Genomic DNA, 19966 nt, shown 5'->3' with positions numbered 1-19966 from the left:
GTGACCCGCTACGACACCATCAGACTCGCCGGCTACGTCCCCGACCCGGACGCCGAGTGGACCGTCCCCTACTACACGCTGGCCCTCCCTCGGCCCCAGCGGAGGCTGCTCCTCGACCTCTACCGCCTGGGACTCAAGCGGCCGGACGACTGCCTCGCCGTCCCGGTCGGCCGTCTCAACTCGCTCCTCCAGGCGCTGGCCCCCGAAGTGGTCTCGGTGGCGAAATGGCTCGACGTCTCCCACGACGAGCCGTGGCTGTACGCCCGGGGCCCCGTACCCGCGGATGTCTTCGCGACACTGGTGCACGCCTGGGTGAACGACCTGCGCCCCGAGCCCGAGCACCGGCAGGCGGTCCGCGAGGTGCTCGACGCGTTACGCCCCGGTGAACTCCGCTGGGAGCGGTGCGAGGTCCCGATGCTGGCCCGAACGCCGACGGCCGTCGGTACGGCGCAGCCGGACGGGCGGCTCTACCAGCTGCTCCCCGACGCCCTCGCCGATCTGGCCCTGGGACTGGATCCGTTCTCCTACCCCGGAGGGTCCCTGGGATTCCGCGGTGTGGCCCGGCGGCCTTCCGACCGGGGTGCCGAGCTGCTCTCCTGGCCGCCCGACCGGTACGTGGACCGCGACGGGCGGACGTGGTGGTTCTCGGCCCTCCTCACGCTGACCCTCCAGACCGTCCCGTTCTCCCCGGAGTTCCGGGTTCACCTGCGGTCCGGTGTCCGGCGGTGGGCGACGCGGACCGGACCGAACGGCCTGTACTTCCCGCCGCGTCGCGCCGCCTCCGTCTACCTGCTGGCGAACGCGCCGTGGATCGAAGACGGCACGGAGAGCCGGGCCTCCGCCCGCTTCTCCGTGGGACGCCTCCGGTACGACCGCGCACTTCGCGCCCGCCGATGGGAGGCGGGCGGGCCCGACGGAATGCTCTCCCGGTTGCGGCTCCGGCAGCCGTTCCCCCAGCCCGACAGCCTCACCGGCGACCCGACCCGCTGGCTCGCCGGTACGAAGGGAGTCACCGCTGCCGTGGTGCACAGCGCGCCGATGGGCTCGCACGGGGTGAAGGCCGGTTTGATGCCCGGTGATCGCGTCCCGCTCACGGAATGGTTCGAGCAGGCCCTGCCTGAGGGACTGCGCCGGGCACCGGACCCGGTGCGGGCGAACCGCTGGTCCACGGTCCGGAGACCGGCCGGGCAGCGTACCGGGGAAGTCCTCGACCCGGACACGCGGGAAACCACGGAACGTCGTCAGGAGCTGGCCGAGCTGCTGGCGGGAGAACCCTTTCGGGCGGAGTTCCTCTGGCTCACCGAGCCCATCAGGGACGCAGGCGTACAGGCACTCGCCACCCTGCTCGGCCTCGACGAGGAACCCGTGCGGAAACCTGCCGGGGAAGCACCCTCCCCGGACGGGGAGACGCTCTCGTGGCAGACGCCCGAGCTCGCGGTGGAACTGCACCTGGCACGGATCGGCGGGCTCGCCGACAGCCTCGCCCTCTCCCTTGCTGATCAGAGGAGGACCAGCGCCCTGCACGCGGCCATCGCAGACCGCCGCGCCCAGGTCGTACGGCGCCTGCCCGCCGCGTGGGCGGGTGACCGCGCCTCGCTCGCCCTGCTGGAGATCCATCCCAAGGACGCCTACACTCCGCGCTCCGCCGACCCCAAGTTCGCTCTGCGGCTGGGGTTCCGGGACGCGGGGCGGGTGACCCAGTTCGTGGTGAACCCGCGCCGGGTGCCGGGCAAGCCCGCGGACGCCGACACGGCCAGGGCCAGGAAGCTCGAAGCGTGCTGGACGGACGGCTTCCGTCAGCTCGGCCACCGCGCCGTACCCGCCCACGGCCTCGGTCCGGCGATCCCCGCCGACGCGCAGTACGCCGCCCTGTGGCTGGTCAAGCGGCGCCGGGACGGACCGACCCGCCGGGCGGACCTCGTGCCGATCGCCGTCCGCGTGCGCCCCGGCGACCCCGCCCCGGAGCGCATCACCGGCTGGGACGTCAGGACCGGCGAGTGGGTCCCGTACCCGACGCTCCTGATGCGCCTGGCCGAATCGGCCGAACTGCCGACCGCCGACGATCCCGACGAGGAGCCGCCCTCCCAGGGTACGGGAAGCCCCTCCGGGGCGGAGGACGGTGAAGCCCCCGATCAGGACGAGGACCGGAACGGCCCCACCGAACGGCATCGGAGGGTCGTGGCGGACGCCGTGCAGGAGGTCCTGTTCGGCCTGCGCGACCGCCCGACCCTGCTGCTGGTCCACGCCCAGAATGCCCGCCGGTTGTGGCCGTGGCTGCAGGACGGCCACATCGAGCCGGACAGGGTCCGGCTCCACGGCCGGCCGGCCCAACGGCTTGCCGTCCAGGGCCCCGGGCTCCGCCTGGTCCGGGTCCGGGACAGCACCGACACCGAAACTCCCCAGTGGTGGGGCCACGGACCGCAGACCTCGGACGACGGCGAGGAAGAGGAGAGGTTCGGCATCGCCACCGGGCTGTGGAGACCGGCCGACCACGACCCGCGGAACCGGGTGTTCGGCAGCACCGGCGAGAAGGCGGGGCCGGGCACGAACGTGTCCGTCATGGCGTCGCGCTGGGCCTTCCGCTCCTACACCAGGGAGGGAAAGACGGGTTCCACGATCGACACCGACCGGCCGGCGTGGAACCCCGGGCTGCTGGAGATCGTTGTCGCGGGATGCCTGCCCGACGACGACCCCGAGCTGTGGGCGACCCTCGCCCACCGGCTGCGGCAGTCGCCCGGACGGGCCCCCCTGCTCGCCCTGCCGCTCCCGCTCCACCTGGCCCGCAAGGCCACCGAGTACGTCCTGCCCACCACCCGGGACCAACCGACGGAGCCCGAAGAAGACGACGGAGCCGTTCAGCTCTGCTTCGACCTAGGAGTGATCGCCCCATGAGCAACCCCGACCTCCACGGCATGTGGGCCGACGCCCACGTCTCCTACTCCGCGTCGGCGGGGCCGGGCGCCGCCCACCGCTCCGACCCTCTCGCCGAACAGACAGCGGCGTGGAACGCCCGGCTGGCCGAAGCGGCTCCTCAGGGGGCCCTGCTGACCGACAACGCCATGTTCGCGTCGCTGCGCGGTGGGGACACCCAGCATCTGCTCCACGTCACCCACTCCTTCGACCGCATCATGCACGACGGCACGCTCCGGCCGTCGGGCGGCTGCCTGGTGGGAAGCCTCTACTGCGCGCCGCTCACGCCCACGTCCGGAGGGCTGCGCATGCACAACCTCGCCGAGTACGTCCTCACCAGGGAGGCGCCCGCCTCCCTGGCCCGCTCCCCGTTCTCCGGCCGGGTCACGACCCCGCTGGTCCTGGAGATCACCACACCGCGCCACGGCTACCGCGGCTTGGCCGGCATCGACTACCTCCGGCTGGGCTCGATCCACCTGCGCAACTACCGCGAGCTGGAGAACCTCCTGGGACCCACGGAACGGTGCGAGCTGCGCGAAGCGGTGGTGAGCCGGGTGAAGAACTCGGCGGACTTCCTCGGCCTGGCGGCCGCCATCGCCCACCGGCCGGAACCGGCGGAGCACAAGGCGTTCCCCCGCCTCCTCTCCGAGACCATCCCCCGACTCCCCGTCCTGGGCTACGTCTACTTCGAGGCCCTGTCGGAGTACCTCATGCTGTACTCCCGCTCGCCTCACACCCAGCGGTTGTCGGAGCAGGGAGAGTTCAACAACTGGCTCTACAAGAAAGTGCTGTTCGAGGGGTTCCCTGGCACGGCGGGCCACTTCGACCTGGCACGCTTTCGTCCCGGCTTCGCCCTCCTGGAGCAGATCCTGGGCCAGGTGGACCCGAGCATCGAGGCGGCCCATGCCCGAGCCCACCTCACGGCGCGCATCAGCCACTTGGCCACCGCGCGTTTCCTCGGGCCGGAGCGGAGCGCTGAGCCGTGGCATCGCATCCGGTGGGACTTCGACCACGTCGCGGAGGTCTTCGGTCCGCTCCTGGGTCACCTCATCCACCGCGAGCTGCGCCGCTTCCACCGGTACCCGGACTTCTACCACTTCTTCGACGCGTACAAGGCCGTCCAGGCATGGAACTACTGGAACCACATGGATATCGCGCTGCCCTTCAACGGGACCATGCCCAAGGGGGAGATCGGCGTCAATCCCGCCTATTCCGAGCTGGACTACCGGGTCTGGCGGGCGGAACTCGGTGACGACGGTCTCCTCCACCCGGTGCAGGAGGTCACCCTGCGGCTGACGCCTCGGCTGGTCGACACCCAGCACACTCTGATGCGCGACAGCCGAACGGCAGGCAGGCACGACGTCCCGCGGAAGACCCGACGGCTGGCCGACTCGACTCTCTGACGGTTGAGGGGTCGGACCTCGTCCCGGTCCGGCCCACGAAACCTCCAGGCTCATACCCGTGCACAAACCCACTGCCCAAAGTCCGCCGTCGCTAACGGGCCAGCCGGGAGTCGCATCCGTGTTCGCGCATCGGGAGGCACACTAAGCGTTGTCCCGTAAATGATCTACGACGTGTCCGCTGACCGGCTTGTCCCGCCGTTACCCGGCGAGGGTGAGGTTGTGCAGGCGGGCGATGCCGAGCATGGCGTGGTGGACGCCGTCGCCTTTCAGGCGGCAGTCGCGGAGGATCTTCCAGGTCTTCATGCGGGCGAAGGCGTGCTCGACGCGGGCGCGGACTTTGCGGTGGGAGGCATTGTGCTCCTCTTTCCAGCCGGGGAGGTCGGCCTGGCCTCTCTCGCGTCGGTGCGGGATCACCAGGCCAGTGCCCCGGTAGCCGCCGTCGGCGATGACGGTGGTCCTGCCGACGGCGTCCTTGGCGCCGGACAGCTTCCACGCCTTGCAGTCGTTGCGGTTGCCGGGTACCGGTCGACCGACGGCGACGACGAGCCGGGTGTCTGCGTCGATCACGACCTGGTGGTTGGTGGAGTACCGGTAGTTCTTCGACTGCTCGGCCACCTGGTGGTCACGGGTGGGGACCAGGGTCCCGTCCACGATCAGCACGGTGTCCTTACGGAACCGCTTGCGCTGCTGCAGGGCGAGCGAGGGTGCGAGGTGGTCGATGATGCGGTCAGCCGCGGACTTGGACACCCCGAACAGCGGGGCCAGTTGGCGCAGGGTGAGGTTGGCCCGCCAGTACGCGACGACCAGCAGCACACGGTCTTCCAGCGGCAGGTTCCACGGCCGGCCCTTGCGCACCGGGTCCGCACCCTCGCGCCGCAGCGCGGTGACGAGCTTGCCGAACTGCCGCGGACTCAGCCCGGTGAACGGGGCTGTCCAGGAGGGCTCCGACGCCGTGATCACATCAGCCACAGCAAGATCATCTCACCTGTGACCAGCAGTTACGGGACAACGCTTAGGGTCGCTGAGTGGGCACGCCGCACTCTGGACGAGCCAGGGAACCTGGGTGACCCGCTATGTCCTCCGGGCCTCTGCGGACCGGTTGCAGTTGGCGGTACCAGCGTGACCGGTGGGATAGCCGGACTCCGCATGTTGGATTCATCCGATTGGGTTACTCACGGGATCGACGTCGACGGTGGGTCGCAGCGCCGTCCGTGCGTGAGCGATGCGTGAGCGGACGCTCCGGCACAGCCCGGTTCCGTCCGGATCGCGCGTCACCGGGCAGCCCGTCCGACCAGGCCGTTCCGGACGGAGCGACACCGGCTGGCATCACCCACCCTGCCCTGAGCAGGACTTTTAATCCATTGGTTGTGGGTTCGAGTCCCACAGGGCCTACAGGTGCGGGGGAGGGGAGTACCCCTCCGGCCCGCGGGAAGCGCCCCGATCGGTTTCGACCGGTCGGGGCGCTTCGGCGTGCCGGGGGGCTCCGTGCTCGCCCGCGGGGGCGGTCCGAGGATTCGCCGTGCGGTCCGACGTGCCGCTGTGACACGGTGTGCGGCGGCAACTACACCTCTAGAGTGGGGCGTTAGGCGACCGAGGACGCGAAGGGCTGGGACGGATCCGTGAGAGTGCAGCTTCCCCCTGAACCGGCGTGCTTCGTCGACCGTGAGGAGCCGCGGGAGCGGGTGCTCCGTGCGGTGCGGGAGCGGGCGGACGGCGGCGGCCGGCCCCTGCTCGTGACGCTCAGCGGGCCGCAGGGCGTGGGCAAGACCGAGCTGGCCCGACTGCTCGCGCGGGTGCTGCGCGACGAGTTCCCCGACGGGGTGCTCTCCGTCGACCTGGACGACTTCCGGATGGGCGGCGCCGCCGACCCCGCGGACGTGCTCGCCCAGTTACTGGAATCCCTGGACGTGGAGCCGGCCTTCCTCGCGCCGCAGTTCAAGGCGCGCTGCAACCAGTACTGGAGCAAGACCGCCGGCGCGCGCCTGATCCTCATCGTGGACAACGCGCGCTACGCCTCGGAGATCGTCCCGCTGTTGCCGGCGTCGGGCGGCAGCCTGGTGATCGTCACCAGCCACAGCCCGCTGCGCGACCTGGAGGACGGGGCCGCCCTCGGGATCGCGCTGCCCCCGCTGGAGGAGCGGGCCGCCACCGAACTGCTGGAACTGGTCGTACAGGACCCCCGGCTGGCGGCCGATCCCGACTCCGTACGGGCGCTGGTGCGGCTGTGCGAAGGGCTGCCGGCGGCCCTCCATGTCGCGGGCGGCTGGGTGCGCGGGCACCGGCTGCGGCCCCTGTCCCGGCTGGTCCCGCAGCTGCACAGCGCGTGGGAGGAGAGCGGCGTCCCCGGCGTGGAGCGGTTCTGGGACACCGTGTACGACGGTCTGTCCCCCACCGCGGCCCTGCTCTACCGGCTGCTGCCGCACCACCCCGCGCTGACCTTCACCGCGGATTCGGCGACCGCGCTGCTGGGCCGCGGGCCCGAGGCGTGCGAGGACGCGCTCGAAGAGCTCGACCGGGCCGGACTGCTGGACCTGAGCGAGGTGCTGTCCGCGGCGGACGGCCGGATGCGGCTGCCCGGCCCGCTGCGCGCCCACGCCCGGCGCCGCTCGCGCCGGGACGCCCGGGGCGGCGAGGCGGAGGAGGCACTGACCAGGCTGCTGCGCTGGCTGGTACGGCAGTTCCAGCGGGCCGACCGGTTCGCCGCCGGGTCCCGGCTCCTCGTCGGGGACGCGTTCCCCGCCCTGGCCGGGGCGCCGGACGCCCCGCTGGCCGACCCGGCGGAGGCGGACGGCCCCGAGGAGCGCGCGGCGCGCTCCGACCGCGCCTCGGCCTGGCTCTACGAGGAGCGCCATACGCTGTTCGCCGCCGTACGCCTCGCCCATGAGCGCGGTCTGGACGCCGAGGCGGTGGCGCTGTCCGAGGCGGTGTGGACGTACGCGCTGGACCACCCGCACCAGTCGGACGTCATCGGGGCGCTGCGGCTCGCCGTCGCCTGCGCGGTCCGCGACGGCGGCCGGCCGGCCTGGCTGGTGCGCACGCGGTGCCAGCTCGCCCGGCACCTGTGGGAGGCGGGGCTGCTGGGCGAGGCGGCCGAGCAGCTCGACCACGCCGAGGCGGCCCTCGCCGGGCTCGGCGGCGGCGAGCGCGACCGCAAGCTCGGGGCGTCGCTGGTCGAGTTCCGCGGCATGCTCCACGGAGCCGGCGGCGACTGGGCGCGCGCCGCGGCCGAGTTCGCCCGGTCCCGCGCGATGCACCTGGCGATCCCCAACCCCTACGGGGCGATGCTCCAGACGTACCGGCTGGGCGAGGCCCGCGCGAAGCTCGGTGAGCTGGAGGAGGCACGGGAACTGCTCGCCGAGGCGCACGGCATGGCGGTCGAGGGCAAGCGCGAGCGGATGACCCGCCGCACCGGCTTCGCGCTCGCCGGTGTGCTCCACCGGCTCGGCCGCACGGCCGAGGCCCGTCCGCTGTACGAGGACTCGCTGCGGGCCGCCGTCCGGCGGCGCTCCGGATTCGACGAGGCCCGGGTCCACGACGCGCTGGCCGAGCTGGCCCAGAACGAGGGCCGCAGCGCCGAGGCCGCCGAGCACCGCACGGCCGCCCGTGACATCCGGCGGCACAACGGTCTGGACGCGTAGGACATCCGGCACGCGCGGGGCGCGGCGGCGCGGTCAGAAGGGCGCCGCCGCCTCGGCGTCCGTGGCCGGGCGCAGCACGAGGGCGAAGGCGCGGTCGCCGATGACACAGCTCAGCCGGAGCGGCGCGAGGGCGAGGGACACCGGGTCCGGGGCAGGAGACGGGGAGTCGCGCAGCAGCCAGGCGTGCACGGCCGACACCGCGGCGGCCGGGTCGGCGCGCGTCACCCGCCCGTCCTCGGCCAGCGGGGCGACCTGGACGGCGTACGCCCCGGACGCCTCCGCCGTGCCGGTGGAGGCGCGGGTGCGGGTGCGCAGCAGGAACAGGTCCGGCGTCAGGACCGCCGCGGCCGTACGGCAGCCCGGGTACGCGGCCAGCGCGTGGCGCATCCAGCCGTCCGCCGTCCAGGCCAGTGCTGACGAGGCGTCGGCGGCGGGCAGCGGGCGCCGGTAGAGCACTCCCGCCGAGCGGACCAGGGCCTCGCTCGCGGATCCGTCCTCGGCGGCGAGGTGGTCGCCGGGGGCACCGAGTCCGACCGGGCGCCGGGCGACGCGGACGCGGGCGGCGACGCCATCCGCGCGGGTGCCGGTGCGGGTCTCCACCGCGGTGTCCACGTCGAACGCCGCGGGGACGCGCTCCGCGGGCCGGGGCTCGGGCAGCAGCCGGGGCGGGGCGGTCCGGGCGGGCGGGGTCAGGCCGAGGAGGGCGTACAGCTCGGTCCGCAGCAGCCGCAGGGCCCGTCCCTGCTGGGCGAAGGCGGTCCGGGCGGCCTCCCGGCCGGTCCCGGGGCGGTAGGCGCGCAGGGCCTCTTCCACGGCCGAGGGGGCGGCGTCCGGCGCGCCGAGGCGCGGTATGCGGTCCAGGAGCGTGTGCATGGGGCTGCCCGGTATCAGTTCGGCACCGCCCCGGTGGACGCCGACGACGGGCCGGTCCTCGGTGGCGCAGTAGTACAGCGCGGTGGAGCCGTGGTCCGTGACCAGCGCGTCGGCGGCGATCAGCACGGACGCCCACTCCTCGTGCGGGCCCGCCAGGACCAGGCCCGCGTCGAGGGCGGGCGCGAGCCGCTCGGTCAGGTCGTAGGTGCCCAGCAGGCTGTGCTCGTTGGGGTGCACCACCAGGGCCAGTTGGTACTCGTCCTGCGGGAGGTGGGCGGCCAGCCGGGCCGGCAGCTCCGGGAAGCGGCGCAGCAGCGACTCCGGGCCCCAGGTGGAGACCAGCACGAGCAGTCTGCGGGCGCCGGTGCCGAGCGCGGCGCGGTAGCGCTCGCGCAGCGGACGTGAGGCGAGCAGGCGGTCCAGGGTGGGGTCGCCGACGACCTTGGCCCGGTCGGCGGCCCGCCGGTCGGCCGCGGCGATCCGCGCCACCTGGTCGGGGTGGGCGACCGCGTGCAGGGCCACGGGGCGGGCGCGGCGCCGGTGCCGTCGTCCGCGCGCAGCAGGAAGGCGGGGTCGAGTCCGGACGCGGAGTCCGGGTCCGAACCCTCGCCGGGGATCGACTTGTTGTAGCCGGCGCCGTGCGGCAGCAGTACGTGCCGGCCGCGCAGCAGCCGCAGGTCGCCCTTGGGGCTCGCGGTGAGGATCAGGTCGTAGGAGCGGGCGCACGCCTCGCTCCACGGCACCAGCCGCCCGCCCACCGCCTCGACGGCGGCGAGCACGTCGACGCCGAAGTCCGAGCCGGGGACCAGGGTGAACAGCCGGGTGATCCGGTCATCGCCCGACAGCGCGGGGACCGTGTCCAGCAGCCGGTGGAGCGCCACCGTCGAACGCGCGGCGAGCAGTACCGTCGCCCGTCGCCCGTCGCCCGTCGCCCGTCGCCCGTCGCCCGTCGCCCGTCGCCCGTCGCCCGTCGCCCGTCGCCCGTCGCCCGTCGCCCGTCGCCCGTCGCCCGTCGCCCCAATGGTCAATCTTATCCGAGGACGGGCGGCCGGATGAGCTGTTTGCGCAGGTCGGCGCCGGTTTTTCGGTGTCCTCGACAGACATGGTCCGATCGTACCGGGCACGACGCCCCGGGGCGTCGAGTGATCCGTGCCGCACCTGTGGCCGGAGCGGGGCCCGCGGCCGGGCGCGACCGAGAGGATGGCGGCATGGGTGAATGGGGTATCGCGCTGATCGCCGCGGGCTCGGCGATCGTGGGCAGTGTGGTCACGGGCTGGTACAGCAGGAGCGCCGGGGTGCGGCAGGCCGAGGCGGCCCGGCACGCGGGCGACCGGCAGGCGGAGGCGCTGCTGGAGTCGGTGAGGATGACGCTGCGGGGCGCGGACGGCCAGCGCGCCGTCGCGCTCCGCAGACAGGTCTACGCCGAGTTCCTGGGCGCCGCGGAGGCCAGGCTCCTGACCGAGCGGTCCGGCCGCGGTGGCGGTGGTGGCGGCGATCACGATCTGTCGCTCCAGCGGGCGTACGCCGGTGTCGTGCTCGAAGGGCCCCCGGAGGCGGCGGCCGCCGCGAACGGGCTGCTGGAGGGGTTGCGGCGGCACGACTCGCTGGACGAACTGCACCGCGCGAAGTCGACCTTCGTCGAGGAGGCGCGGCGGGCGGTGGCCGCGCTCGGCAGGCCCTGACCGGTCCGGGAGGACACGCCCCGTATCCCCGGTGACCCGGATCACAGCAGGCGGGTGCATAGAACCGGACCTGCCACCGTCTTGTTCCCAGGTGTAGGCGACTGGCGGGAACGGGGACGGTGGGGATGCGGCAGGCTCTGGCCGGTGAGTTCGACGAGTTCGTGGCGGCCCGCTGGTCGGCGTTGCTCCACCTCGCCCGGCTGCTCACCGGCGGTGACCGGCACCGTGCGGAGGACCTGGTGCAGGACGCCTTCGTCAAACTCTGGTTCGTGTGGCCGAAAGTGGCCCACGAGGCGCCGGAGGCGTACGTACGCAAGGTGATGGTCCGGGCGGCGGCCCGCTCCGCGCGGCGGCGCTGGTGGGGCGAGCGCCCCGTCGACCAGGTGCCCGAGACGGCGGTGGCTGGCGATGTGTCCGCGACCGTGGCCGAGCGCTCGCGGCTGGAGGCGGCGCTCGCCCGCCTGCCGGCGCGGCAGCGGGCCGTGGTGGTGCTGCGCTACTGCCAGGACCTCTCCGAGAGCCAGGTGGCGGACGCGCTGGGCTGCCCGCTGGGCACGGCCCGCTCGCACGCCGCGCGCGGAGTGGCGCGCCTGAGGGAGCTCCTGGACGACGTCAGCGAGTCGGTGGGGTGAAGGAGAGGACCATGGACGACGACTTCGAACGGCGGCTGGCGCGACTGATGCGCGCGCCGCAGGAGCACACACCCTTCGAGCCCCGGCACCGCGCACGCCTGTGGGAAGGCGTACGGGCGCGCCGCCGGGCGCGCGCGGCGCAACGGGCCGTCGGCTCGCTGCTGGCGGTCGCCGGAGCGGGCCTCGGACTGTTCCTCCTGCCCGGCACCCGCGTCGGCGTGGAACCCGGCACGACCCCGCCGCGCCCCGCGGTGAGCCCCCTGTCCTCGCCGTTCTCCCCGCAGGCGCACCCGGACCGGACACCGGCGCCCGGCCTCTCCCCGAGCGATCCCCCTTCGGAAGCCTCCTCGGGCCCTCCTTCCCGGGCCGCCACGACCCACCCCCCGGCCACGGCCGGGGGCTCCTCCTCGCCCTCGTACGCCCCGGCATCCCGGACCACGCCCCCGTCCGGCGGCGCCGGTGGCACCGCCGGGCACGGGTAGCCCACGCGCGTGTCCCAGGCCCAGCCGCAGCGCCGGCCGCAGCCGCCGCCCGTACCGCCCGCCCGCCCGGCCCCTCTCAGGAACGGACGCCCGATGACCACCACCCTGCCCACGACCGAGACCCCGGGCGCCCCCGGGCCGGGCGGCGGCCCCCGCGGACCGGGCTCCGCCCCCGCCGCCGAAGCCGAAGCCGGCCCCGGCGGCCGGCCGCACGGGCGGCGGCGGACGCCCGGCCGGGTGGCGGAGCGCATACGCGGCCGGATACCGGAGCGGATACGCGGCCGGATACCCGACCGCACACCGGACTGGATGTCCGGCCGCCTCACCCCGGCCGACCTCCGCGTCCTGCGCCTCTACCTCTTCACCCGCCTCGGCCTCGGCCTCGTCGCCTACGCCAGCGCCTGGCTGGCCCCCGACGGCACCGCCGACCGGACCCCCGCCACCTGGCTCTCCCGCTGGGAGCAGTGGGACTGGGTCCACTACCGGCGGATCGCCGAGTACGGCTACTTCGACGCGTTCCCGGGCATCGACGTCCCGCACGACAACCGGGTGGCGTTCTTCCCCGGCTTCCCGCTCGTGCTGCGCGCCGTCCACACCGTCGTCCCCGACTGGACCGCGGCCGGGCTGCTGATCTCCCTGGTGAGCGGGGCGGTGGCCGTGGTGGCGCTGGGCCGGATCGCCGCTCTCGGCCGCCCGGACGGCGGCGAGGCGGGCCCGCGGGCCGCGACCTTCCTGCTGTTCTCGCCCGCCGCGGTGTTCCTGGCCGCCGGCTACACCGAGTCGCTGTTCCTCGCCCTGGCGCTCCCGGCCTGGCTCGCGGCCAAGCGCGGCAACTGGCCGCTCGCCGGGCTGCTCGGCGCGGCGGCCACCACCGTCCGGGTCAGCGGTCTGTTCCTGGCCGCCGCGCTCGCCGTCGAACTCCTGATCGCCGTACGCGCGCAAACTCGGGCGGACGGCTCGGACGGCTCGGACGGCTCGGACGGCTCGGACGGCTCGGACGGCCCGCCGCTCGCCCGTCGGCTGCTCCCGCTCGGCTGGTGCCTGCTGCCCGCCGTGCCCGCCGCCGTCTACACCGGCTACCTGCGGGCGCACACCGGTGACTGGATGGCCTGGAAGCACGCCGAGGAACGCGGCTGGTACCGGGACTTCCACACCCCCGCCGAGTCCCTCCGCAACACCTGGCACAACGCCTTCGGCCACCTCCAGAGCACCGGGTACGCCGTCGAGTTCCAGCTGGAGCTGGCGGCCATGGCGGTCGGGGTGCTGCTGCTCGCCGTGCTGCTGGTCCGCCGCCGCTGGCCGGAGGCCGTGTTCATCGCCCTCAACCTGTGGGCCCTGGGCACGTCCTACTGGTACCTCTCCGTGCCCCGCGCCACCCTGATCTGGTGGCCGCTGTGGACCGGCCTGGCCCACTGGAGCCTGCGGCGGCGCTGGGTGAAGGACGCCTACGTCGGGGTGGTCGCGCCGCTGACGGCGGTGCTCGCGGTGACGTTCACCTCGGGACACTGGACCGGGTGACGCCACCGGGCCGGCGCGCCGCCGAGGGACGCACGCGTCCGGACCCAGGGGCGGACGGCGAGGTTCCGGACGGGGCCGCGAGGATGGACGGGTAGAAACCGAGCGCCCCCACGCCTCCGAGCCCGTCCGCCTCCGAGAGAGAGTGCGCCCCGATGCCCCTGCCCCATGTCCTGCTGTCCGCCGCCGTCTCCCTGGACGGCTGCCTGGACGACACCGGCCCCGACCGCCTGCTGCTGTCCGGCGCCGCCGACTTCGACCGGGTCGACGCGGTGCGGGCCGCCTCCGACGCCATCCTCGTCGGCGCCGGCACCCTGCGCGCCGACAACCCCCGCCTGCTGGTCAACGCGCCCGAGCGCCGCGCGGCCCGGGTCGCCGCCGGCCGGCCGGAGCATCCGCTGAAGGTCACGGTCACCGCCACCGGCGAGCTGGATCCGCGGGCGCGCTTCTGGCACACGGGCGGCGAGAAGGCCGTCTACACGACCGACGAGGGCGCCGAACGGCTGCGCCGCGCGGGTGTCGGTACGGCCCCCGGATCCGAGGATCCCGATGCCGCGGCCCCCGACACCGCCACCGGTGCCGTCTCCGTTGTCCCGCTGGGCGCGGCGCTCGACTGGCGGCGCCTGCTGGAGCATCTGCACGACGTGCGCGGGGTGCGCCGGCTCATGGTCGAGGGCGGCGGCACGGTGCACACCCAGCTGCTGAGGCGGCAGCTCGCCGACGAGCTCCAGCTCGTGGTCGCGCCGCTGATCGTGGGGGACCCGGCGGCGCCGCGCCTGTTCGGGCCGGGCGCGTACCAGGCCGGACGGCTGCGGCTGCTGGAGACCCGGGCCCTCGGGGACGTCGTCCTCATGCGCTACGAACCCACGGCCCCCGGCACCGGGACCGGCGCCGTGCCCGCCGACCGGCACTGGCTGCGGATCGCCTGCGAGCTGGCCGCGCAGTGCCCGCCCTCGCGCACGGCGTTCAGCGTGGGCGCGGTGGTGGTCGCGGCGGACGGCACCGAGCTGGCCCGGGGCCACTCGCGGGAGGCCGGTGACCCGGTGGTGCACGCGGAGGAGGCCGCGCTCGCCGAGATCGACCCGGCGGACCCGCGGCTGCCCGGGGCCACGGTGTACAGCAGCCTGGAACCGTGCGCCCGACGCGCCTCCCGGCCGCGGCCGTGCGCCCGGCTGATTCTGGACGCGGGGGTGCGGCGGGTGGTCACGGCGTGGCGGGAGCCGGACACCTTCGTGGAGTCCGCCGACGGCTCCGGGGTACTGGCGGCCGAGGGCGCGGACGTCGTGGTGCTGCCGGAGTTCGAGGCCCTGGCCAAGGAGCCGAACCGGCACCTGCCGTAACGCGTGTGCAATCCACCCCGCGGGTGATGTACAGTTATCTCAACGACGCGGGGTGGAGCAGCTCGGTAGCTCGCTGGGCTCATAACCCAGAGGTCGCAGGTTCAAATCCTGTCCCCGCTACTGAAGACTCAGGGCCGGAATCCGGAAACGGATTCCGGCCCTGAGTGTTTTCCGGGCCTCCCGCGGTCTTCCGTTGGTTCTCTGCTGCGGTCTTCTGGCGCTCTTCCGGCTCCCGGTCGCTCCTTGATCGATGTCACCTCGCGTGACCGGCCTGTGTCCGTCCGCATAACAACTGACACACCATCACTTCTTTCGCGGGCGCCTGCGGCTCCGCCCCGCCCCGGAAATGGCCTGAAGTTCAGTCAACTCGCCCCGGTTTCGTCGCCCCTGAGGTGTACGTCTTGGCCAAAAAGGTTTAATGATCAAGCCGGGCGGCTTGGAATCGGAGGCCCGGGTCTATTAACGTTCGATAACGCAGCGCGGTCGTCCCAGCCGTCATCAGAGGCGGCTCCGTGCGCGCGCGCCGAATCCCGCAAGGGAACCGGGGAACCACCAACTTGGGGTGAATCGGGCATCATCCGCCGTACGCGTACGGCCGGTTGACGCGCGTAGGAGACCTTCCCGCTCCGAACCCGTCAGCTAACCCGGTAGGCGAGACGGAAGGAAAGGAGCACGCCCGCGTGGCGTCCAACCGGCCTGCCCCAGAAGCCCCGTTCGTGCCGAGCCAGCGCACCGATTCCTTCGGCTACGGCGGCCGGACCCCCGACGAGGGCCCCATGGAGGAGTGGAACCCCACCGAGGACTCCCTCCGCCCCGTGCGCGGCCGGCACCGCGTCGCCAAGCAGCGCGGCGGCGGACTCGCCCGCAGCTCCACCGTGCTCGGCGTGGGCGTCATAGCGGCCGTCGGCGCGGGCGGCATGGCCAGCGCCAACACCGGCAAGCCGCCGGTCGCGATCTCGCTGCCCGACGTGCCGGACCTGCACGCGCTGCCCGCCTCCGTGGGCTCCCTCTTCGACGGCGGCTCCGCCAAGGAGCACCACGAGGGCTCCGCCACCGCGCTCAGCGACGTCACCGCCGCACCGGCCGGGACGCCGGCCGCTCCCAGCGCCGCGTCCGGCGCGGGCGAGGCGCTGCGCAACCGGATCATGGCCCAGGCCGAGCAGCAGCAGGCCCAGGTCGCGGCCAGGGCCGAGGCCGCCACCGAGCAGGCCGCCGTCCAGCGCGCCGCCCGGCAGGCGGACGAGGCCGCCGCCAAGGCGAAGCAGGAGGCCGAGGCCAAGGCCGCCGCCGAGAAGCAGAAGGCGGAGGAGGAGGCCCGCAAGAAGGCCGAGGCGGCGCGGCTGGCGGAGCTGGCCAAGCAGTACACGCTGCCGACCTCCTCGTACACGATCACCTCCACCTTCGGCCAGGCCGGCTCCATGTGGTCCTCCGGGCACCACACCGGCCTCGACTTCGCCGCGCCCACCGGCACCCTGATCAAGGCGGTCCACAGCGGCACCGTCACCGAGGCCGGCTGGGCGGGCGCCTACGGCTACCGCACGATCCTCACCCTGGACGACGGCACCGAGCTGTGGTTCTGCCACCAGTCGTCGATCAGTGTCAGCGCCGGCCAGAAGGTCGCCACCGGCGAGGTCATCGGCCGCGTCGGCGCCACCGGCAACGTCACCGGGCCGCATCTGCACCTGGAGGTCCACCCGGGCGGCGAGGCGTCCGGCATCGACCCGATGGCCTGGCTGCGGGCCAAGGGCCTCAACCCCTGATGCCCTGCTCATCCGCCTGATTCCCTGATCCCTGATTCCCTGATCCCGGGGTCACCGCCGCGGGCGCGCCGCCAGCCGTACGGGTGGTTTGCGCAAGCTTTGCGCCCGGGACCGGCGGGGCGCGGAAGGGGCCGCTGTGCCGGGGGCGTTGATGGGTCACATGACTTCTCTGCACAAACTGGGCTCGTCCGGCCTCGAGGTCTTCCCGCTCGCCCTCGGCGGCAACGTCTTCGGCTGGACCGCCGACCAGGAGCGGTCCTTCGCCGTCCTGGACGCCTACACGGCGGCCGGCGGCAACTTCCTGGACACCGCCGACTCCTACTCGGCCTGGGTGGAGGGCCACCGGGGCGGCGAGTCCGAGACGATCATCGGCTGGGGGTACCCCCTGCTCGAAGAGCTTGGGGGAGGCTCAAGGAGCGCGGCAACCGCTCCGACGTCGTCATCGCGACCAAGGTCAGCCAGCACCCCGACTTCCAGGGCCTGTCCGCCGCCAATGTCAAGGCCGCGGCCGACGCCTCCCTCAAGCGGCTGGGCACCGACCACATCGACCTGTACTACACGCACTTCGACCGGCCCGAGGTGCCCGTCGAGGAGATCATCGGCGCCCTGGACGAACTGGTGCGGGCGGGCAAGGTCCGGTACATCGCCGCCTCCAACATCTCCGCCGAGCGCCTGAAGGAGTCCCTGGACTTCTCCGAACGCGAGGGCCTGGCCCGCTACGTCGCGCTCCAGCCGCACTACAACCTGGTCTCCCGGGACACCTACGAGGGCGCTCTGCGGGACCTCGCCGAGCGGGCGGGCCTGGCGGCCGTGCCGTACTACGCGCTGGCGGCCGGCTTCCTGACCGGCAAGTACCGGCCCGGCACGACGGTCGACAGCCCGCGCGCGCAGGGCGCGGCCAAGCACCTGGAGACCGAGCGCGGGCAGAAGGTCCTGGCCGCGCTCGACGAGGTCGCCCGCGCCCGCGGCGCCGAGACGGCCACGGTCGCCCTCGCCTGGCTCGCGGCGCAGCCCACGGTCGTCGCCCCGATCGCCTCGGCGCGCACCGTGGAGCAACTCCCGGCCCTGCTGGGCGTGGCGGAGCTGCGGCTGACCGACGAGGAGACCGCGAAGCTGACCCGCGCCTCGGCCTGACCCGGCCTCACGGCTGGGCGCGGTACGGGGGCTGTCCGTGAGGGGGCTGCCCGTACGCGGGCTGTCCGTGCGCGGGCTGTCCGGCGGCGACGCCGTACCCGCCGTGTCCGTACCCGCCGTAGCCGTACGCCGGCATCTGCGCCGGTACCTGGCCCTGTCCCTGCCCGTACCCCTGCCCTTGCCCGTACCCCGGCCCGGGTCCGTAGCCGTACAGGCCGTACGCGGGCCAGGGGGCCGGGAGGGCGCGGACCGGCGGTGCGGTCATGCGGGCCGCGTGGTCCAGGGCGGGCTGGGCGGTCTCGCGCCGCCGCCACAGCTCGTGCAGCAGCTCCCGCTCGCGCAGGGTGAAGTCGGCGCCCGCCCGGCCCAGGCGTCCCCGGCGGCGCAGGAACGCCAGCGAGGTCGCGTACGCCTCGTACTGGGCGACGGTGCGGGCGGCGGGCTTGCCCAGGTGCCGGGCCGCGTACTCGCGGGCCAGCCGCCGGGCGCGCAGGGAGCCGAGGGCGAACGGTTCCGCGGGCGTCAGCCACCCGGCGGCCGCGTAGGCGGGCAGCTCCTCGCGGACGGTGCGCAGCTCGCGCTGCCGGGTCCACACGACCAGCCAGGTGAGCAGCCCGAACGCGGGCACCATGAAGCCGCCGTAGACCGCGAAGAAGCCGTACTCGCCGAAGGTGGACGAGCCGTTCCAGAAGGCGTGCATGCCCATGGCGAGCAGCAGTCCGGCGGGCGGCACCAGGAGCCGCCGCGCGCGCTGGCGCTCCCCGGCCAGCGCGGCGACGCCGAACCCGATGCCGGTGCAGACGGTGAACAGCGGGTGCGCGAACGGGGACATGATCACGCGCACGAAGAAGGTCGCCGCGGTGACGGAGGCGATGCCCTGGTAGCCGGTGGTCTGGTCGGTGCCGAAGGCGGTCCCCAGATACAGGATGTTCTCGGTGAAGGCGAAGCCGGTGGCGGTGGTTCCGGCGATGACCACGCCGTCGACGACGCCGGTGAAGTCCCGTCTGCGGAAGAGGAAGATCAGCAGGATGGCGGCGGCCTTCGCGGACTCCTCCACGATCGGGGCTATCACCGTCGCGCCCAGGGTGTCCGCGCCGGCCGGATCGGCGGTCGCGGTCGCGATCCACTTGGTGGCGAAGCTGTTGGCGACGATCGCGATGAGCGCCGCCGCGCAGGCGCCCCAGGCGAAGGCGAAGACCATGTTCCGCCAGGGGCCGGGGTCGACCCGGTCCAGCCAGCGGAAGGCGGCCGTCAGCAGCGGCACCGGCAGCACGGCCAGGCCGAGGCCCACCAGGAAGCCCTCGGTGCCGGTCTGCCGGCGGACCAGGGCGAGGATGACCAGCCCCGACAGCGCGAGCAGCGCCGCGAGCGCGCCGTAGCGCACCCACCGCCTGTGCCACCAGTGCGCGTGCCGCGGCCGGCCGTCGGCTATCGGCGGGGGACCGCTGGGATACGTCGGGTACGGGGGACAGGTGGCCACGTCATTGACCCTAACGAGGGAAGGTGCCGGTCGCGACGGTGTCTCGTCAGCCGCGGCCGGGATGCGGGGCGGGGTCCTGGGCGGACTGCCCGGACCCGTGCGGTACGCGCCGGAAGAGCAGGTCGTTCACGACGTGCCCCTTGTCCAGGCCCTGACCCTCGAACCGGGTCAGCGGGCGGAAGGCGGGGCGGGGCGCGTAACCGCCGCCGGGCCGGGTGTTCTCGAAAGCGGGGTGCGCGCTCAGCACGTCGAGCATCTGCTCGGCGTACGGCTCCCAGTCGGTGGCGCAGTGCACGAGCGCGCCGGGCCTGAGCCGGGCGGCGGCCAGGGTCAGGAACTCCGGCTGGATCAGCCGCCGCTTGTGGTGCCGCTTCTTGGGCCAGGGGTCGGGGAAGTAGACGCGCAGCCCGTCGAGGGAGTCGGGGGTGAGCATCTCGCGCAGCAGGATGATCGCGTCGCCGTTGGCGACCCGGACGTTGGTGAGTCCGCCCCGGTCGGCGAGGGCCAGCAGGTTGCCCTGGCCGGGGGTGTGCACGTCGACCGCGAGGATGTTGGTGTCCGGGTCGGCGGCGGCCATCCGCGCGGTGGCCTCGCCCATGCCGAACCCGATCTCCAGGACGACCGGCCGGCCGTTGCCGAACAGCTCGGTCAGGTCGAGCACCCGCTGTCCGTCGATGTCCAGCCCCCACTGGGGCCACAGCCGCTGCAACGCGTCCGCCTGTCCGGCGGTCACCCGGCTGCGCCGCGGCTGGAAGCTGCGGATCCGCCGCTCGAAGTGCGACCCGGCCGGGTCCGCCTGGGGACCGTCCGGGAACCGCGGCTCGCCCTTGGCCCGGCTGTGCCGGGCGGGCTCACCGGCAGTGTGCGGGGGAGTGGGGGCGGCGGAGGCGGGGGTGTTCACGGAGTCAGACACAGTGCGCCCCATTTTACGGTCCGGACGGCGCCGGCCGGGCCGCCCGGCGAACGCGGACAGCACACAGGACGACGAGACCGCTCGGCTCTCTCGCGGGCGTCCCCGACCGCCGTCGTGGCCCTGGACGGCCTGTGGGGCGAGGCGGCGCGGTGCGCTCACACGGCGTCCCCCGCCGTCGTGGCCCCGGTGGGCCTCGCCGTCGGC

Annotated in this window: 13 protein-coding genes, 1 tRNA gene, 1 pseudogene and 1 riboswitch; of the genes and pseudogenes, 11 read left to right on the top strand and 4 right to left on the bottom strand. The window is 74.0% G+C overall.

Annotated features, from left to right (window positions below):
* On the top strand, positions 1-2892 hold the full coding sequence (locus A8713_RS14715) for a pPIWI_RE module domain-containing protein (RefSeq protein WP_064533919.1): 2892 nt from the start codon (positions 1-3) through the stop codon (positions 2890-2892).
* Entirely contained in the window at positions 2889-4313 is a 1425-nt protein-coding gene (locus A8713_RS14710; protein WP_064533918.1) for a hypothetical protein, read from the top strand. The genes A8713_RS14715 and A8713_RS14710 overlap by 4 nt, the downstream gene beginning before the upstream one ends.
* Positions 4314-4511: 198 nt before the next feature.
* Here the strand turns inward: A8713_RS14710 and A8713_RS14705 are convergent, their stop codons facing one another.
* Positions 4512-5282, bottom strand: a complete 771-nt coding sequence (locus tag A8713_RS14705; RefSeq protein WP_064533917.1) for an IS5/IS1182 family transposase — start codon at positions 5280-5282, stop codon at positions 4512-4514.
* Positions 5283-5938: 656 nt separating this feature from the next.
* Between A8713_RS14705 and A8713_RS14700 the strand changes: the two genes are divergently transcribed.
* Positions 5939-7951, top strand: coding sequence for a tetratricopeptide repeat protein (locus A8713_RS14700; protein ID WP_064533916.1), 2013 nt, complete (start codon positions 5939-5941; stop codon positions 7949-7951).
* A 33-nt stretch (positions 7952-7984) separates the two neighbouring features.
* Here the strand turns inward: A8713_RS14700 and A8713_RS14695 are convergent, their stop codons facing one another.
* Entirely contained in the window at positions 7985-9346 is a 1362-nt protein-coding gene (locus A8713_RS14695) for a translation initiation factor 2 (RefSeq protein WP_335743756.1), read from the bottom strand.
* Positions 9347-10032: 686 nt separating this feature from the next.
* Between A8713_RS14695 and A8713_RS14690 the strand changes: the two genes are divergently transcribed.
* The 8 genes and pseudogenes from A8713_RS14690 to A8713_RS14655 all read left to right on the top strand — a co-directional run bounded on the left by A8713_RS14690 (position 10033) and on the right by A8713_RS14655 (position 17369).
* On the top strand, positions 10033-10506 hold the full coding sequence (locus A8713_RS14690) for a hypothetical protein (RefSeq protein ID WP_064533915.1): 474 nt from the start codon (positions 10033-10035) through the stop codon (positions 10504-10506).
* A gap of 125 nt (positions 10507-10631) precedes the next feature.
* Positions 10632-11138, top strand: a complete 507-nt coding sequence (locus A8713_RS14685; protein ID WP_064533914.1) for a SigE family RNA polymerase sigma factor — start codon at positions 10632-10634, stop codon at positions 11136-11138.
* A gap of 11 nt (positions 11139-11149) precedes the next feature.
* Complete coding sequence (locus A8713_RS14680; RefSeq protein ID WP_064533913.1) at positions 11150-11620, top strand: hypothetical protein; 471 nt, start codon at positions 11150-11152, stop codon at positions 11618-11620.
* Positions 11621-11713: 93 nt separating this feature from the next.
* The gene (locus A8713_RS14675) at positions 11714-13138 is read left to right on the top strand and encodes a mannosyltransferase family protein (protein WP_064533912.1); all 1425 of its coding nucleotides are present in this window, start codon (positions 11714-11716) and stop codon (positions 13136-13138) included.
* Positions 13139-13290: 152 nt separating this feature from the next.
* Positions 13291-14475 (top strand): dihydrofolate reductase family protein, encoded by a 1185-nt coding sequence (locus tag A8713_RS14670; RefSeq protein ID WP_064533911.1) that lies wholly within the window; start codon positions 13291-13293, stop codon positions 14473-14475.
* Between the two features lie 46 nt (positions 14476-14521).
* Positions 14522-14595: transfer RNA gene (locus tag A8713_RS14665), tRNA-Met, on the top strand.
* 391 nt (positions 14596-14986) lie between these two features.
* Positions 14987-15144: riboswitch (cyclic di-AMP (ydaO/yuaA leader) on the top strand.
* A gap of 11 nt (positions 15145-15155) precedes the next feature.
* Positions 15156-16235 (top strand): M23 family metallopeptidase, encoded by a 1080-nt coding sequence (locus A8713_RS14660; RefSeq protein ID WP_064533910.1) that lies wholly within the window; start codon positions 15156-15158, stop codon positions 16233-16235.
* 160 nt (positions 16236-16395) lie between these two features.
* Positions 16396-17369, top strand: a pseudogene (locus tag A8713_RS14655) (aldo/keto reductase).
* A gap of 7 nt (positions 17370-17376) precedes the next feature.
* Here A8713_RS14655 and A8713_RS14650 read toward each other — a convergent pair.
* Together A8713_RS14650 and trmB are read right to left on the bottom strand one after the other, a co-directional pair.
* A complete protein-coding gene (locus tag A8713_RS14650; RefSeq protein WP_079158968.1) occupies positions 17377-18849 on the bottom strand; it encodes a PrsW family intramembrane metalloprotease in 1473 nt (490 codons plus the stop codon).
* A 46-nt stretch (positions 18850-18895) separates the two neighbouring features.
* Positions 18896-19762, bottom strand: a complete 867-nt coding sequence (trmB, locus tag A8713_RS14645; RefSeq protein WP_107440804.1) for a tRNA (guanosine(46)-N7)-methyltransferase TrmB — start codon at positions 19760-19762, stop codon at positions 18896-18898.
* Between the last annotated feature and the right edge of the window lie 204 nt (positions 19763-19966).

The organism is Streptomyces sp. SAT1 (assembly GCF_001654495.1).
GTDB lineage: Bacteria > Actinomycetota > Actinomycetes > Streptomycetales > Streptomycetaceae > Streptomyces > Streptomyces andamanensis.
Note: the sequence above shows the minus strand (reverse complement) of the source record. Positions and strands in the feature narration are given on the sequence as shown.